Annotated in this window: 15 protein-coding genes; 9 read left to right on the top strand and 6 right to left on the bottom strand. The window is 54.1% G+C overall.

The genetic code is table 11. The features are described 5' to 3' along the window. Window positions 1-80: 80 nt before the first annotated feature. Entirely contained in the window at window positions 81-1,613 is a 1,533-nt protein-coding gene (gene tolC / locus ACZRKO_RS16630) for an outer membrane channel protein TolC (RefSeq protein ID WP_463738357.1), read from the bottom strand. A gap of 227 nt (window positions 1,614-1,840) precedes the next feature. On the opposite strand from tolC, the gene nudF reads away from it, so the two are divergent. The 5 genes from nudF to parE all read left to right on the top strand — a co-directional run bounded on the left by nudF (window position 1,841) and on the right by parE (window position 6,330). Next, window positions 1,841-2,473, top strand: a complete 633-nt coding sequence (gene nudF, locus ACZRKO_RS16625; RefSeq protein WP_463738356.1) for an ADP-ribose diphosphatase — start codon at window positions 1,841-1,843, stop codon at window positions 2,471-2,473. Between the two features lie 2 nt (window positions 2,474-2,475). Then, window positions 2,476-2,898 (top strand): DUF1249 family protein, encoded by a 423-nt coding sequence (locus ACZRKO_RS16620; protein WP_463738523.1) that lies wholly within the window; start codon window positions 2,476-2,478, stop codon window positions 2,896-2,898. Between the two features lie 27 nt (window positions 2,899-2,925). After that, window positions 2,926-3,756, top strand: coding sequence for a 3',5'-cyclic-AMP phosphodiesterase (cpdA, locus tag ACZRKO_RS16615; RefSeq protein ID WP_463738355.1), 831 nt, complete (start codon window positions 2,926-2,928; stop codon window positions 3,754-3,756). Continuing rightward, window positions 3,753-4,334 carry an esterase YqiA gene (gene yqiA, locus ACZRKO_RS16610; protein ID WP_463738354.1) on the top strand — a complete coding sequence of 194 codons (582 nt, stop codon included), beginning with the start codon at window positions 3,753-3,755 and terminating at the stop codon, window positions 4,332-4,334. Before cpdA ends, yqiA begins: the two co-directional genes overlap by 4 nt. A gap of 100 nt (window positions 4,335-4,434) precedes the next feature. Next, window positions 4,435-6,330 carry a DNA topoisomerase IV subunit B gene (gene parE, locus ACZRKO_RS16605; RefSeq protein WP_463738353.1) on the top strand — a complete coding sequence of 632 codons (1,896 nt, stop codon included), beginning with the start codon at window positions 4,435-4,437 and terminating at the stop codon, window positions 6,328-6,330. A 90-nt stretch (window positions 6,331-6,420) separates the two neighbouring features. Here parE and ACZRKO_RS16600 read toward each other — a convergent pair whose 3' ends face one another. Both ACZRKO_RS16600 and ACZRKO_RS16595 read right to left on the bottom strand, forming a co-directional pair. After that, the gene (locus tag ACZRKO_RS16600) at window positions 6,421-6,726 is read right to left on the bottom strand and encodes a putative quinol monooxygenase (RefSeq protein WP_463738352.1); all 306 of its coding nucleotides are present in this window, start codon (window positions 6,724-6,726) and stop codon (window positions 6,421-6,423) included. A gap of 48 nt (window positions 6,727-6,774) precedes the next feature. After that, on the bottom strand, window positions 6,775-7,362 hold the full coding sequence (locus ACZRKO_RS16595) for an NAD(P)H-dependent oxidoreductase (RefSeq protein WP_463738351.1): 588 nt from the start codon (window positions 7,360-7,362) through the stop codon (window positions 6,775-6,777). Between the two features lie 321 nt (window positions 7,363-7,683). Here ACZRKO_RS16595 and parC point away from each other — a divergent pair, with 321 nt between their 5' ends. The 3 genes from parC (at window position 7,684) to ftsP (ending at window position 12,419) form a co-directional block, all read left to right on the top strand. Then, on the top strand, window positions 7,684-9,957 hold the full coding sequence (parC, locus tag ACZRKO_RS16590) for a DNA topoisomerase IV subunit A (protein ID WP_463738350.1): 2,274 nt from the start codon (window positions 7,684-7,686) through the stop codon (window positions 9,955-9,957). A gap of 226 nt (window positions 9,958-10,183) precedes the next feature. Then, entirely contained in the window at window positions 10,184-10,927 is a 744-nt protein-coding gene (locus tag ACZRKO_RS16585; protein ID WP_463738349.1) for a 1-acylglycerol-3-phosphate O-acyltransferase, read from the top strand. Window positions 10,928-11,003: 76 nt separating this feature from the next. Further along, complete coding sequence (gene ftsP / locus ACZRKO_RS16580) at window positions 11,004-12,419, top strand: cell division protein FtsP (RefSeq protein WP_463738348.1); 1,416 nt, start codon at window positions 11,004-11,006, stop codon at window positions 12,417-12,419. 68 nt (window positions 12,420-12,487) lie between these two features. Here ftsP and dkgA read toward each other — a convergent pair whose 3' ends face one another. Continuing rightward, window positions 12,488-13,309 carry a 2,5-didehydrogluconate reductase DkgA gene (gene dkgA / locus ACZRKO_RS16575; RefSeq protein ID WP_463738347.1) on the bottom strand — a complete coding sequence of 274 codons (822 nt, stop codon included), beginning with the start codon at window positions 13,307-13,309 and terminating at the stop codon, window positions 12,488-12,490. Between the two features lie 94 nt (window positions 13,310-13,403). Beyond that, on the bottom strand, window positions 13,404-14,444 hold the full coding sequence (ahr, locus tag ACZRKO_RS16570; RefSeq protein WP_463738346.1) for an NADPH-dependent aldehyde reductase Ahr: 1,041 nt from the start codon (window positions 14,442-14,444) through the stop codon (window positions 13,404-13,406). Between the two features lie 231 nt (window positions 14,445-14,675). Here ahr and ACZRKO_RS16565 point away from each other — a divergent pair, with 231 nt between their 5' ends. Then, entirely contained in the window at window positions 14,676-15,602 is a 927-nt protein-coding gene (locus tag ACZRKO_RS16565) for an AraC family transcriptional regulator (RefSeq protein WP_463738345.1), read from the top strand. A gap of 17 nt (window positions 15,603-15,619) precedes the next feature. On the opposite strand, the gene ACZRKO_RS16560 is transcribed toward ACZRKO_RS16565, so the two are convergent. Beyond that, window positions 15,620-16,318 (bottom strand): DedA family protein, encoded by a 699-nt coding sequence (locus ACZRKO_RS16560; RefSeq protein ID WP_463738344.1) that lies wholly within the window; start codon window positions 16,316-16,318, stop codon window positions 15,620-15,622. Window positions 16,319-16,427 lie beyond the last annotated feature (109 nt).

The raw sequence follows: 16,427 nt of genomic DNA, 5'->3' as shown, positions 1-16,427 counted from the left end.
GAGACTTTACGAAAGGCTGTGATGCGGGCAAAAAAAAGCAGCCCGGAAGGCTGCTTATATCGAAAAAGGCTATAACCCGATCAGTTCTGGAATGGATTACCGCTTTTCTTCGCGCTGCTGGTGTTGCTGCTACTGGTGGTGGCCGGAGTACGGTTGACCACCGGTGAGCTCACTTTCTCAGCCTGCACGTTTTTCCGGGCCGGAGCCGCAGTCGGGTTGTTACCGTAACCGTCTGCAGACGCGTCCTGCTGTGGATTTTCAGGTGCTACAGCGTCCGGCGTAGTCGGGATCGCTTTGCCTAACGCACCGTTCAGCGCCATCAGATCATTTTCGTTCAACGTACCTAACGCAGATTTAATATTTAACTGGTTAATCAGGTAGTTATAACGTGCTGCTGACAGCTGTTGTTTGGCATTGTACAGCGTTGTCGTCGCATCCAGCACGTCAACGATGGTACGGGTACCGACCTGGTAACCGGCTTCCATCGCGTCTAATGAACTCTGTGCAGAAACAACGGCTTGTTTATAGGCGTTGATGCTGCTGATAGACGCAGAAATGTTGTTGAAGGAAGAACGCACGGTCTGCACAACAGAACGATGTGCGCTTTCCAGCTGCTCGCTGGCACCCACAAAGTTGTACTGCGCTTGTTGGACCTGAGAGTTCACCGAGCCGCCGGTATACAGGGGCAGGGAGAAGTTGATGCCGACTTTATTCTGCCCTGCATCGCTGTCCTGATAGCTACCAGAACCGGTGTTAGAACCGTTGTACTTGGTGTTGCTAAGACCAGTAGACGCCGTCAGATTAACTGTCGGCATGTGGCCAGTTTGGTAGTACCGGATCTGCTCACGGGCCAAATCCTGGGACAGGCGGGCAGAGAGCAAGTTCAGGTTGCGGCTTTCTGCTTCTTTCAACAGGCTGGCGACCGGTTGCGGGTTCTGCGTGTTGAAGCTGTCGATATTCAGTGAAGAGAGCTGCGGGTAGTAAACCCCGGTAACCTGACGCAAAGATTCCAGTGCGTTGTCGAGGTTATTACGGGCAGTTACTTCGTTAGCTAATACGGTGTCGTATTGTGAACGGGCGTTCTGCACGTCAGTAATAGCAACCAGACCCACGTTAAAACGTTGGGTGGTCTGGTCTAACTGACGGTAGATAGCCTGTTTCTGTGCTTCGGTGTAGGACAGGGAATCAATCGCGCTTAACACGTTGAAGTAAGCTGTCGCCGAATTCAGAATCAACGCCTGTTGAGCGGTCTGGAAAGTGACGTCCTGAATACCGGCCGTTTTTTCCTGCAGGGTCAGTGCACGCCATTTCGACATATCAAAAATGGTTTGGGTCAATTGCAGGGACGCACTGGTCACATTGCTGTTAACACCATTCGCATCACGGTAGCCGTTGGTATAATCATAATCCGCACCCAATCCGAGTTGCGGTAATAATGGGCTGCGCGATTCGTTAATTTTTTCGAATGCAGCATCACGGTCGGCGGCAGATTTGCGCAGATCCGGGTTACTTTCCCTGGCTTGCTGATAGACCTGCATCAGGTTTTCAGCCTGGCTCATCGCACTAAAGCCGCCCAGGCTCAGTCCGATTAGAAGGGGGAGCAGTTTCTTCATTTGCATTCCTTGTTGTGCAGCAATGTTGTTATGGTGACGCTGTCAAAATACCAATAGACGCGGATTCTATCAGAGACTGGCGGAAGGACTGAGTGGCTTTACGTGCCTTACCGCCCAAATTAGTTTCAATCTACCACAAACGTGCCTGATTATTATTAGCGCATTTTCATCAAATTGACCTCAAATGACGATAATCTGTCTGTGTGAGGAAATAAGGGAGAAGCGAGATGTCTTCGATAAAAGGTTCACCAGTGACTTTCGGTCAGGATGATGTAGAAATTATTGCACGTGAGACGCGCTATAAAGGTTTTTTTTCAATTATCGCCTATCGGTTTCGCCATCGTCTGTTTAGCGGTGAAATGAGCGCAGAAGTGGTGCGTGAGGTTTTCGAGCGCGGCCACGCCGCCGTGTTATTACCCTATGATCCGCAGCGTGATGAAGTGGTTTTAATCGAACAAATCCGTATTCCATCCATTGATTCCAGTGATACCCCATGGCTTCTGGAAATGGTCGCCGGTATCATTGAGGAAGGCGAAACGGTAGAAGACGTCGCACGGCGCGAAGCGCTGGAAGAAGCTAATATCGTTGTTGGACGCTGTAAACCCGTACTGAGCTACCTCGCCAGCCCGGGCGGCACCAGTGAGCGCCTGTCAATTATGGTGGGTGAAGTCGACGCAACAACGGCACAGGGAATTCACGGCCTGGCGGCTGAAAATGAGGACATCCGCGTGCATGTGGTGAGCCGTGAACAAGCTTACTGCTGGGTGGAGGAAGGAGTAATTGATAATGCTGCGTCAGTGATTGCTTTGCAGTGGCTGGCTCTGCACCATGAATCCCTGAGAAAAGAGTGGTCCCACTAATGATTAAGCGCTATACCCCTGATTTTCCTGAAATGATGAGATTGTGTGAAACCAATTTCGCACAACTGCGCCGTTTAATGCCGCGTAATGATGAAGTCGGCGAAACGGCAACTTATCAGGTGAGTAGCGCAACGTACCGTCTGACGATTGTAGAATCTACGCGTTACACCACTCTGGTTGAGATAAAGCAGACCGCACCTGCGGTCAGCTACTGGAGCCTCCCGTCACTGACCGTGCGCCTGTATCACGACGCTATGGTTGCTGAAGTGTGTGCGAGTCAGCAGATCTTTCGCTTCAAAGCGCGCTATGATTATCCTAATAAAAAGTTGCATCAGCGCGATGAAAAGCATCAAATTAACCAGTTCCTTGCTGACTGGTTGCGTTATTGCCTTGCGCATGGAGCGATGGCCGTTCCGGTTTGTTAGACAGACTTCAACGACAAAGGACACAACTTGGAAAGCCTGTTTAAACTGTCTTTGGTGAATGGGGCCAACGTCAGAATTCTGCAAATCACAGATACTCATCTTTTCGCCGGTGAGAACGAAACGCTGCTGGGGGTGAACACTTTCCGCAGCTATCGCGCTGTGCTGGACGCAATAAAAGCACAGAACTGCGAGGTCGATATCATCGCAGCGACCGGCGATTTGGCGCAGGATCAATCGCTTGAAGCCTACCGCCATTTTGCCTGCGGCATTAATGAACTGCCCGCGCCTTGTGTCTGGCTGCCCGGAAATCACGATTTCCAGCCTGCAATGGTTGATGCGCTGCAAGAGGCCGGTATTCATCCGTCCAAGCAGGTATTACTCGGCGATAACTGGCAGGTGCTGCTGCTCGACACTCAGGTGTTTGGTGTGCCGCATGGTCATGTCAGTGAATATCAGCTCGAATGGATGGAGCGCTGTCTGGATGAATATCCCGAGCGTTTCACCCTGATCATGTTGCATCACCATCCGTTGCCGTCAGGCTGTACCTGGCTGGATCAGCACAGTTTGCGCAATGCGCACATGCTGGCCAACGTGCTGACGCGTTATCCAAAGGTGAACACCTTGCTGTGCGGTCACATTCATCAGGAGCTGGATCTCGACTGGTACGGCAAACGCCTGTATGCCACACCCTCGACCTGCGTTCAGTTCAAACCGCACTGTACCAATTTTACCATCGATACGGCCGCACCCGGCTGGCGATATCTCGATCTCTGCCCAGATGGCAGCGTGGAGACGCAGGTGTTCAGGCTGGACACCGATGAGTTCAGCCCGGATACCGATTCGGACGGTTACGAATGAGTACCTTACTTTATCTCCACGGTTTCAATAGTTCACCGCAGTCGGCGAAGGCCACGTTGTTAAAAAACTGGCTGGCGGAACACCATCCGCACATTGAAATGGTGGTACCGCAGTTGCCGCCTTTTCCCTCCGATGCTGCGGAGCAACTTGAATCACTGGTGATGCAAAAATCCGGCCGCAAACTGGGTATTGTGGGGTCTTCGCTGGGGGGGTATTACGCCACCTGGCTGTCCCAATGTTTCATGGTGCCTGCCGTGGTCGTCAACCCTGCGGTGCGGCCTTTTGAGCTGCTGATCGACTACCTAGGGCAGAACGAGAACCCCTACACCGGGCAGCAATATGTGTTAGAGTCACGCCACGTTTACGATCTGAAAGTCATGCAGGTCGAACCGCTGGAGTCACCGGATTTACTGTGGTTACTTCAGCAAACGGGCGATGAAATCCTCGATTACCGTCAGGCCGTGGCGTATTACACCACCTGCCGACAGACGGTCGAACCTGAGGGAAATCATACTTTTGTCGGCTTCGAACGTCATTTTTCGTCGATTATTGATTTCCTGGGTCTGGCATCGGACTGAATCGTCAGGGTGAGTTTCCCCCGGATGACAATCCGCCCCAAGACAGCGCATCGCCCGCCCAACGAATGTTTCCCAACCTATGAGCCACGAATATTCAACGATGAGCCAATCAACTTATAACGCGGATTCCATAGAGGTCCTCAGCGGTCTGGAACCGGTGCGTCGTCGCCCCGGCATGTACACCGACACCACGCGACCGAACCATCTCGGTCAGGAAGTGATCGACAACAGCGTCGATGAAGCATTAGCGGGTCATGCAAAACGCATTGAAGTGATCCTGCACGCTGACCAGTCTCTGGAAGTGATCGATGACGGTCGCGGTATGCCTGTGGATATTCACCCGGAAGAGGGCGTGCCCGCCGTTGAACTGATTTTTTGTCGCCTCCATGCAGGCGGCAAATTCTCCAACAAGAACTACCAGTTTTCCGGCGGCCTTCATGGCGTGGGGATCTCCGTGGTCAACGCCCTTTCAACACGGGTTGAAGTCGCGGTGAAACGCGGCGGTGAAGTGTATGAAATGGCGTTTGAGAACGGCGATAAAGTGCAGGATTTGCACGTTACCGGCACCTGCGGTAAGCGCAATACCGGCACCAGCGTCCACTTCTGGCCAGACGTCAGTTTCTTCGACAGCCCGCGTTTCTCGGTCAGCCGTCTCAGCCATCTGCTGAAAGCCAAAGCGGTTCTGTGTCCGGGCGTTGAGATTATTTTTAAAGACAAGGTGAACAACACCGAGCAGCGCTGGTGCTACGAAGATGGCCTGACTGACTACCTGATGGAAGCGGTAAACGGTCTGATCACCCTGCCGGAAAAAGCTTTTGTCGGCGCCTTTGCCGGTGATACTGAAGCGGTTGACTGGGCACTGCTGTGGCTGCCGGAAGGCGGCGAACTGCTGACTGAAAGCTACGTTAACCTGATCCCAACCATGCAAGGCGGTACGCACGTCAACGGCCTGCGTCAGGGGCTGCTTGATGCGATGCGCGAGTTCTGTGAATTCCGCAATATTCTGCCGCGCGGCGTGAAACTATCGGCAGAAGATATCTGGGAGCGCTGTGCCTATGTGCTCTCGGTGAAAATGCAGGACCCACAGTTTGCCGGGCAGACCAAAGAGCGTCTCTCTTCGCGTCAGTGCGCCGCATTTGTCTCCGGCGTCGTGAAAGATGCCTTCAGCCTGTGGCTGAACCAGAACGTGCAGGCTGCCGAGCAGCTGGCCGAACTGTGTATTTCCAGTGCGCAGCGTCGTTTACGCGCTGCCAAGAAAGTGGTGCGTAAAAAGCTGACCAGCGGCCCGGCGTTGCCCGGCAAACTGGCCGACTGTACCTCACAAGATCTGAACATGACAGAACTCTTCCTGGTGGAAGGGGACTCTGCAGGCGGCTCCGCCAAACAGGCGCGCGATCGTGAATATCAGGCAATTATGCCGCTCAAGGGTAAGATCTTAAACACCTGGGAAGTCTCTTCGGACGAAGTTCTGGCCTCGCAGGAAGTGCACGACATCTCTGTGGCGATCGGCATCGATCCTGACAGCGAAGATCTGACCCAGCTGCGTTACGGCAAGGTCTGTATTCTTGCGGATGCGGACTCCGACGGTTTACACATCGCTACTTTGCTGTGTGCGCTGTTTGTCCGTCACTTCCGTTCTCTGGTGCGCGGTGGACACGTTTACGTCGCTATGCCGCCGTTGTACCGCATCGATCTGGGCAAAGAGGTGTTTTATGCTCTGGACGAGCAGGAAAAAGAGGGCGTACTGGATCAGTTGAAACGCAAAAAGGGCAAACCAAATGTCCAGCGCTTCAAAGGTCTGGGTGAAATGAACCCGCTGCAACTGCGTGAAACTACGCTGGATCCGAATACCCGTCGTCTGGTGCAGCTAACCATTGACGAAGAGAACATCGATCAGACCCTGCGCATGATGGATATGCTGCTGGCGAAGAAACGTTCTGAAGACCGCCGTAACTGGTTACAGGAAAAAGGCGACACTGCCGAACTGGACGTCTGATCCTTTATCTTGTTCCATAAAAAAGCCGGACGCTTTGCAGCTCCGGCTTTTTGCTTTATGAAATCTCAAATTGTAGATCTCACATCAAAATTATGCTTTCTCGATAATATGGATCACCACATCCAGAACGTCGGCTTTGATGTTTTCGCGGTGCTTGTTCATATGCGTCGCCTGCTGGTGCGCTTCAAGGTGCGCCAGGCTTTCCCAGTCTTCCAGCATGAAGATGGAGTCAGGGACGGTTTTGCGCCACGGGATCTGACCGTTGAAATCAACGTAGGGCTCATAGCGGTGGCAGCCTTTCTCTTCGAGAACGCTTGGCAACAGCGCGATGATTTTTTCCAGAACCGCGTCGCGGCGGCCCGGTTTTACTTTGATTTCGGCAATAACAGTGATCATAAAATTCCCTTAGTGCCTGTCAGAAAAACATGAATGCGAAGTGTAAACTTAAGCCTGACCAAACACATATTCAAGGTGTGCACGGTAACGGGCAAAATCGCGCTCAACGTTCGGTTGCTTCATTACGTCGTTACACATGAAGGTCGGCAGGGTCTCAAGACCGATAAACTGGTTGGCTTTATGCTGCGGCAGATATACCCCGTCAACGCCCACGCCGTGGAAGAATTGCTCTTTATCTTCGAAAGCTTCAAGCGGAGCATTCCAGGTCACCGAGAGCATGTAGCTCTTGCCCTGCAACAGGCCGCCTGAACCATATTTATGTGACGCGTCTGAACGGGTACGGCCATCGCTGGCGTACAGTTTGCCGTGGCCTTCGGTGAAGACTTCATCGATATATTTTTTCAGGGTCCACGGCATACCCATCCACCAGCCCGGTTGCTGATAAATAATGGCGTCTGCCCAGAGATAACTTTCGATTTCGGCCTGAAGGTCGTAACCCTCTTCAAGCACGGTGACACGTACGTCGTGGCCGGCGTCGCGCAGGAAGCTGGAGCCGACGTCAGTCAGGCTGTTGTTCAGCTCGCCTTTTGAGTGGGCGAAGGTTTTACCGGCGTTAATAATCAGGATATTGCTCATGCTGTAGGGCCTCGTTGATAAACTGTTGTCCAACAGTTTACTTAAAATGGCGAGGCAGAAAAATGTGACTTTGCGCACAAGACTATGGACAAAAATGCAATAAAGGGCCGATACAATACGCATCCTGAACATTTTTGAGCCACTTTTTAAACAACTGACCCTGATGGCCGCGGGCAGGATCACAGCAACTGTGACAGGAATGCGGCAGATGATGTACTATCGCGGGCATCATCGCCTCGTTGCGGGCATTGTTGCGCCCCCTGCAAGTGTGAGCCTCCTTATTTTCCAGAACGATAACGCCACGGGTCTGAGGATTAATCAATGAGCGAAATAACTCATGACGGTACAGAGCGTTTAGCGCTGCACACGTTTACTGAGAACGCCTATCTCAACTATTCCATGTATGTGATCATGGACCGCGCGCTGCCGTTTATCGGCGACGGCCTCAAGCCTGTGCAACGCCGCATTATTTATGCGATGTCGGAACTCGGCCTGAGCAATAACGCCAAATTTAAGAAATCTGCCCGTACCGTCGGTGACGTACTGGGTAAATACCATCCGCACGGCGACAGCGCGTGTTATGAAGCCATGGTACTGATGGCGCAGCCGTTCTCTTACCGCTACCCGCTGGTGGATGGTCAGGGGAACTGGGGTGCGCCGGATGACCCGAAATCCTTCGCCGCCATGCGTTATACCGAATCCCGTCTGTCTAAATATGCAGACGTGCTGCTACGCGAACTGGGTCAGGGTACGGTCAATTACGTGCCGAACTTCGACGGCACCATGCAGGAACCCAAAACCCTGCCTGCGCGCCTGCCGAATATCTTGCTGAACGGCACCACCGGGATTGCCGTGGGTATGGCGACGGATATTCCGCCGCACAATATCCGCGAAGTGGCCAACGCGGCGATTGCGCTGCTGGAAAAACCGGGCAGTACGCTGGAAGATTTACTGGAATTCGTGCAGGGGCCAGACTTCCCGACCGAAGCCGAAATCATTACTCCACGTAACGAAATTCGTAAGATTTATGAATCGGGCAAAGGCTCGGTACGTATGCGCGCCGTGTGGCACAAAGAGGATGGCAGCGCGGTGATCACCGCTTTGCCGCATCAGGTGTCCGGAGCCAAAGTGCTGGAGCAGATCGCCAGCCAGATGCGCAATAAAAAGCTGCCGATGGTGGAAGATTTGCGTGATGAATCCGATCACGAAAATCCAACCCGCCTGGTGGTGGTACCGCGATCCAACCGTGTCGATCTCGATCAGGTAATGAACCACCTGTTTGTGACCACCGATCTGGAACGCAGCTACCGCATCAACATGAATATGATTGGCCTGGATAACCGTCCGTCGGTGAAAGGGCTGGTGGAAATCCTGACAGAATGGCTGGCCTACCGTCGTGATACCGTGCGCCGCCGCCTGAATTTCCGCCTCGATAAAGTGCTCAAACGCCTGCACATCCTCGAAGGTTTACTGATTGCCTTCCTGAGTATCGATGAAGTTATTCATATCATCCGTACTGAAGACGAACCGAAACCGGTACTGATGGCACGCTTTGATCTGAGTGAAACCCAGGCAGAAGCCATCCTTGAGTTGAAATTGCGTCATTTAGCAAAACTCGAAGAGGTGAAAATCCGCGGTGAGCAGGCTGAACTGGCTAAAGAGCGCGATCAGCTGCAGGCGCTGTTGGGTTCAGAACGTAAACTGAGCACGCTTATCCGTAAAGAGATTCAGGCTGACGTTGAAGCCTATGGCGACGACCGCCGCTCACCAATCACCGAGCGCGAAGAAGCCAAAGCCATGAGCGAACACGACTTTGTGCCGTCTGAACCGGTGACCATCGTACTGTCTGAAATGGGCTGGGTACGCAGCGCCAAAGGCCACGATATTGACGCCACCGGCCTGAGCTATAAAGCCGGTGACAGCTTCCGCGCCGCCGCTAAAGGCAAGAGCAATCAACCGGTAGTCTTCATTGACTCCACTGGACGCAGCTACGCGCTGGATCCGATGACGCTGCCTTCCGCGCGCGGGCAGGGCGAGCCGCTGACGGGTAAACTGACGCCACCGCCGGGCGCGACGATTGAACAGGTACTGATGGCACCAGACGATCAAAAATTGCTGATGGCATCGGATGCCGGTTACGGTTTCGTCTGTACCTTCAACGATTTAGTGGCGCGCAACCGTGCCGGTAAAGCGATGATCACCTTGCCGGATAACGCCAAAGTTCTGCCGCCAATCGAACTGCACGGGGAGGACAACATGCTGCTGTCGATCACCGCCGCTGGCCGTATGCTGCTGTTCCCGGTTGCCGACCTGCCACAGCTGTCGAAAGGGAAAGGTAACAAAATTGTTTCAATTCCTTCCGCACAGGCGGCATCGGGTGAAGACAAACTGGTCTGGCTGCTGGTGTTGCCACCGCAGACGTCACTGACCCTGTACGTTGGCAAACGTAAACTGACGCTGCGTCCGGAAGAGTTACAGAAATTCCGCGCAGAACGTGGACGCAAAGGAACGCTGTTACCACGCGGCCTGCAGCGTATCGATCGCGTTGAAGCCGAGTCTCCGCTGCGTAAGTCAGCGGGTGACAGCGAAGAGTAACGCCATCGAGTCACCGGTCCCGGCCGGGTAATTCAGGGCACATTTGTGCCCTGAATACTTTGTGAAAATCAGGCGTTTCTGAAGTTGCAGCAGAGCGCAAAGATTTTACAAATGTATAAACAAAACCGTTGTGTAGCGCTGGCTGAGGCCTGAGAATAGCCCTGCGCGGAGGGAAGGAGACGGCGAGGTTTCCTGCTGGCTCCGGCGGTATGCTTAAGAGGATGTTATGTTATTTATTTTGCGTCTGATCATCGTCGTTATCTATTCGATTCTGTTGTCCTTTTTGGGCTGCATTTACTGCCTGTTCAGCCCGCGAAACCCGAAACACGTGGCGACATTCGGCCATATGTTCGGACGTCTGGCACCGGTTCTGGGAATTACCGTCGAAAAGCGTATCCCGCCTGAAGCGGCGCACTACGGCAACTGTATCTACATTGCCAACCACCAGAACAACTATGACATGGTGACCGTGTCATCCGTGGTTCAGCCAAGAACCGTGACCGTCGGCAAAAAAAGCCTGGCGTGGATCCCGTTCTTTGGCCAGCTCTACTGGCTGACCGGTAACCTGCTGATTGACCGTGAGAACCGCGCAAAAGCGCACACCACCATTTCTCAGGTGGTAGACCACATTAATAAGAAGAACATCTCCATCTGGATGTTCCCCGAAGGGACGCGCAGCCGTGGCCGTGGCCTGATGCCGTTTAAAACGGGTGCCTTCCATGCGGCAATTTCTGCCGGAGTGCCTATCGTGCCAATTTGTGTGTCCAACACCAATGATAAAATCAAGCTGAACCGCTGGTCTAACGGGCTGGTGATCGTTGAAATGCTGCCGCCGATTGATACGTCGCAGTATGGCAAAGAGCGTCTGCGTGAACTGTCCAATCATTGCCACCAAATCATGGCCGACAAGATTGCCGAACTGGACGCTGAAGTCGCCGCGCGCGAAGCCGCTGCGAAGGCCAAAAAGTAATCTTCCTTTTTCGCCCGCCGCCAATGATGGCCAGGGGCAATTTACACAGCTTTGATTTTGTTTTCATGGAGAAAATATGTCACTCAGTCGTCGCTCGTTTCTGCAAGCATCCGGACTGGCTCTGGCCGCGGGTGCATTGCCACTGAGGGCACAAGCGAGTGGATCGCAACCAGCATTGCCTGTTCCTCCATTGATTGAATCACGCCGCGGACAACCGTTATTTCTGACCATGCAGTCGGCCCACTGGTCGTTCCTCGGTGGCAATAAAGCGCCGGTCTGGGGATTCAACGGCATGTATCTCGGGCCGACGGTGCGTGTCTACAGTGGTGATGACGTCAAACTGATTTACAGCAACCGTCTCTCTGAACCGGTCTCGATGACCGTCAGCGGCCTGCAGGTTCCGGGAACGCTGGCCGGTGGCGGTGCGCGTATGATATCTCCGGGCGTTGACTGGTCGCCGGTGCTGCCTATCCGTCAGCCCGCGGCCACCTGTTGGTATCACGCCAATACGCCAAACCGCATGGGACCGCACGTCTATAACGGTCTGGCGGGAATGTGGCTGATTGAAGACCCGATCAGCAAGAATCTACCGCTGCCAAACCATTACGGCGTGGATGATTTCCCGGTGATCATTCAGGACAAGCGTCTCGACAACTTCGGTGTACCGCAGTACGACACCCCGGCGTCCGGCGGCTTCTTTGGCGACACGATGCTGGTCAATGGCGTACAGGGGCCGTTTGTCGAGGTTTCCCGTGGCTGGGTGCGTCTGCGCCTGCTCAATGCCTCTAACGCCCGCCGCTATCAGCTCAGCCTCACCGACGGCCGTGCTTTCCACGTCGTGAGTTCCGATCTCGGCTTCCTGCCTGCGCCTCTGACCGTACAGCGTTTATCGCTGGCGCCGGGCGAACGCCGCGAAGTGCTGATTGATATGTCGCAGGGCGACGAAGTATCGATCACCGCCGGTGAAGCGGCCAGCGTAATGGATCGTATTCGTGGCCTGTTCGAACCTTCGAGTATTCTGGTCTCCACGCTGGTGCTGACGTTGAAACCCACCGGCCTGTTGCCGCTGGTGACCGACAATCTTCCGATGCGCCTGCTGGCCGACCAAATCCTCGGCGGCAGCGTCTCCCGTACCCGTGAATTCCGCCTTGGCGACAGCCAGCCGGGCATCAACGGCGCTATCTGGGACATCAGCCGCATCGACTTCACGGCTCAGCAGGGCTCATGGGAGCGCTGGACTGTGCGTGCCGACATGCCGCAGCCGTTCCATGTTCAGGGCGTCTCTTTCCTGGTGAAAAGCGTCAACGGCGCCGCGCCGCTGGTGGAAGATGCCGGTTTCAAAGATACCGTGTGGGTCGACGGTGACGTCGAACTGCTGGTCTACCTGAACCAGCCATCCTACGACCATTTCCCGTTCCTCTATTACAGCGGAGCACTGGAGATGGCCGACCGCGGCTCCACCGGACAGATGGTTATCACGCCGTCGGCTTAAATCCGGCGCATAAAAAAACCCGCCTCGGCGGGTTTTTGGTTTTCAGATGGAACAGAAAACAGAGCAGATCAAAACGTTTCCGGATTCGGCCCTAAGCGTTTACCGGCATCCAGTTTAGCGATTTCCGCCAGTTCTTCCTTCTCGAGTTTGAAATCAAACACTTCGAAGTTTTCGCGGATGCGTTTTGGCGTCACGGATTTAGGGATCACGATCAGCCCGCTGTCCAGATGCCAGCGGATCACTACCTGCGCCGGGGTTTTGCCATATTTCTCCGCCAGTTTTTGGATCAGCGGCTGGTCGAAGACTCCTTCGCCGCCTTGTGCCAGTGGACTCCAGGCTTCGGTGGCAATGTTGTGCGTGGCGTTCCAGGCATGAAGCTGGCGCTGTTGCAGTAACGGGTGCAGCTCAATCTGGTTCACTACCGGGAAGATCCCGGTTTCATCTTTCAGTTTTTGCAGATGCGGAATATGGAAATTACAGACACCTACGCTTTTCGCCAGCCCCTGTTCTTTCAGTTTTTGCAGCTGCTTCCAGGCTTCGACAAAATTGCCCTGATCGGCTTTCGGCCAGTGAATCAGGTAGAGATCAACGTAGTCGAGACGTAACTTCTTCAGGCTGGTTTCCAGCGCGTCGTGCGCATTCAGTTGATCGTCATTCCACAGCTTGGTGGTAATGAACAACTCTTCGCGTGGCGTGCTGATACCACTTAGCGCCTCGCCCACGCCTTCCTCATTTTTATAAATGGCGGCAGTATCAATGTGGCGATAACCGGTGTTGATCGCCGTCGTAACGGCGTTACTCGCCTCTTCGTTGCTGGCCTTCCATACGCCGAGTCCTAACTGAGGCATCTTGTTGCCATCGTGAAGTTTGATGATGGGTTGCGTTGCCATGAGTTTCTCCTTCAATCAATTGCGCTTACGTTCTACGTCTGGTTAACGAAACCGGGTTCCGTGGAGGGACAGGATCCCGATCTTTCGTCTCATATCAGGCATGCATATCCAGGATCACGCGATAACGCGCGTTACCATCATGCAAATGTTTTACTGCGTCGTTGATTTTGCTGAGCGGGAAGTGCTCGACTTGTGGCGTGATTTTGTGGCGCGCACAGAAGGCCAGCATATCGGCCAGCCGCGACGGTGAACCGGTCGGTGAGCCGGAAATTTCGGCCTGTTTGCTGATTAGCGCCATTACGTGTACCGGCACGGCTTCGGGCACCACGCCCACAAAGTGCAGACGGCCTTTCGGGGCCAGTGCACCGATAATGGCATCCCAGTCCAGCGAGGCGTTGGCGGTCACCATAATGAAATCGAGCTGCCCGGCGATTTTCTTCAAATCTTTGCTGTCGCGGGTGGCGACGACGCGGTGAGCCCCGAGCGACAACGCTTCGTCACGCTTGGCTTCTGATGAGGTAAACGCAGTGACTTCACAGCCCCACGCATTCAGAAAACGCACGGCCATATGACCCAGACCGCCGATGCCCACAACGCCTACGCGATGGGTCGGCAGGACGCCAAACTGCAGCAGCGGGTTAAACACCGTGATGCCGCCGCAGAACAGCGGGCCAGCGCTGGTGCTGTCGACGCCTTCCGGGAGTGGAATAGCCCAGGCCCAGTGGCTGCGGATTTTATCGGCGAAGCCACCGTGGCGGCCTACAATCGTGGCCTCAACCTCATGGCAGAGATGCTGATCGCCCGAAATACAGGGATGGCAATGCATACAGCTGCCACGGTTCCAGCCTACGCCCACGGTCTGGCCGACTTTCAGTCCTTTGTTGCGTGCGTGGTCACCGATTTTTACAATTTTACCCACCACTTCATGGCCGGGAACGAAAGGATACTGGGTGATGCCCCAGTCATTATTAAGCATTGATAAGTCAGAATGGCAGACGCCGCAGTAATCAATCGCGACTTCAATTTCTTCATCCCCTATCGGGCCAGCGTCGAAAGGAAAGGACTCCAGAGGCTGATGCGGACCGGCAGCGGCCCAGGCTTTAAAGGTATTTTCTGCAGCGGTTGGTGTAGACATGCAATCTCTCCAATGGCGTAAATAGTGTAATGATTCTTTAAAGCCTAGCAGCTAACAGCATTACTGCCGATTTCTGCCACGACCCTCAATACTCACCACACTAACAATATCCGCGCGTCATAATCATGCTCATTCCTGCCTAAGACTTGCCTGTTTCTGCCGGAGACTGTAGAAAATGGCGTGCTCATGGCAGAATCAATGCCGGATCATTGAGAGTGAAGGAAGTGCTGAATGGAACATGTTGAGAGTCTTTGCGCCAATCTGGCGGCGCAGGTTGCGCGGTTGAGCGGTGATAAGTTGCTCAGCCATTCCATCGTGCCTCAGGTATCATTGATGTACACCAAACGCCACCATCCGCGCACGCCGGTACTGTATAACCCCGGTCTGGTGATCCTGTTTCAGGGCAGCAAGATGGGTTATCTAGGTAAGCGCACTTTCTCTTATGATCCGAAAAACTATCTGATGCTCACGGTGCCGCTGCCGTTTGAGTGTGAAACCTTTGCCAGCGCCGAGCAGCCTCTGGCCGGTATCCAGATAAGCATTAATACCGTCATGTTGCAGGATCTGCTGCTGGATATGGAAGAGGCCGGGTTTGCCGGGCAGAAAGACCAATCCTCCGGAATCAGCTCCGGCGTGCTGGATGAAGACATCCTGTGCGCTGCCGAACGCCTGCTGGATGTGATGGAGAGGCCGCTGCGCGCGAAAGTCCTCGGCCCGCAAATCATCCGAGAGATCTTGTTTCTGGTGCTCACCAGTGACAACGGCGGTGCGCTACAGGCGCTCGTCAACCGCCACACGCACTTCAGCCAGATTGCCAAAGCGCTGCGCCGCATTGAGAGCCAGTATGCCGATAACCTCAGCGTGGAGCTGCTGGCCAGTGAAGTGAACATGAGCGTGTCTGCGTTCCACCACAATTTCAAAGCGGTGACCAGCACCTCGCCGCTGCAATACCTGAAAACCTACCGGTTGCATAAAGCGCGCATGATGATGATGTACGACGGGCTGAAAGCCAGCTCTGCGGCGTTGCGGGTCGGGTATGAGAGTGCTTCGCAGTTCAGCCGCGAATTTAAGCGCTACTTTGGTGTGACGCCAAGTGATGAAATGGCGCGGGCGCGGGAAGGCCATTCGCTGACGCTGGCGGATACGCTGATTCGCTAACAGCCATAAAAAACCCGCTATTCAGCGGGTTTTGTTTTTATCTCGCCGGCGCAGGCCGGTAGGCGGCATTTTCGTTTCTTCCAGACCACCAACAGTGCGCCAACCAACCCGACCACCAGCAGCAATACTGGCAGGATCATCAGCCCGGCCATCACCTGATCTTCATGGCGTTTGACGATCGGAATATGGCTGAGAGCAAAGCCCAGTGAAATCACCACGCCTACCCACAACAGCGCGCTAAGCCAGTTAAACAGCTGGAAGCGGGCATTATTCAGGCCTGAAATACCGGCCATGGTCGGCAGCAAGGTGCGCACGAAGGCCAGAAAACGGCCAATCAGCAGCGCCATCAAGCCGTGCTGGATAAACATCTGGTGGGCGCGTTGGTGGTAGTGCGCAGGAAGCTGCAATAGCCAGCCTTTCACCAGTTTGGTATGCCCTAACCAGCGGCCCTGAATGTAGCTCAGCCAGCAGCCAAGGCTGGCGGCGACCACCAGAATGATCAGTGTCGGGATGAAACTCATCACACCTTTGGCGATCAAGGCTCCCGTCAGTAATAACAGGCTGTCACCCGGCAGGAAAGAGGCTGGGAGCAGGCCATTTTCGAGGAACAACGTAATAAACAATACGGCATACACCACCCAGAGAACTTTTGGGTCGGCGAGGACGCTGAAGTCGTGCTGCCAAAGTGCATGAAGAATATCGGTAAGTACCGCCATAAACTGTCCTGTCAGGGTGCTGTGAAAAACTGTCACGTGTTCAGTGTAACGCAGATCCTCCCTTTAGGGGTTGATCTGAGGCCAGTGAACCTGGGCAGAAATATTCGGT

This window comes from Ewingella sp. C233, assembly GCF_055407225.1.
The sequence above is the reverse complement of the archived record's forward strand: the minus strand, read 5'-3'. Positions and strand labels throughout refer to the sequence as shown.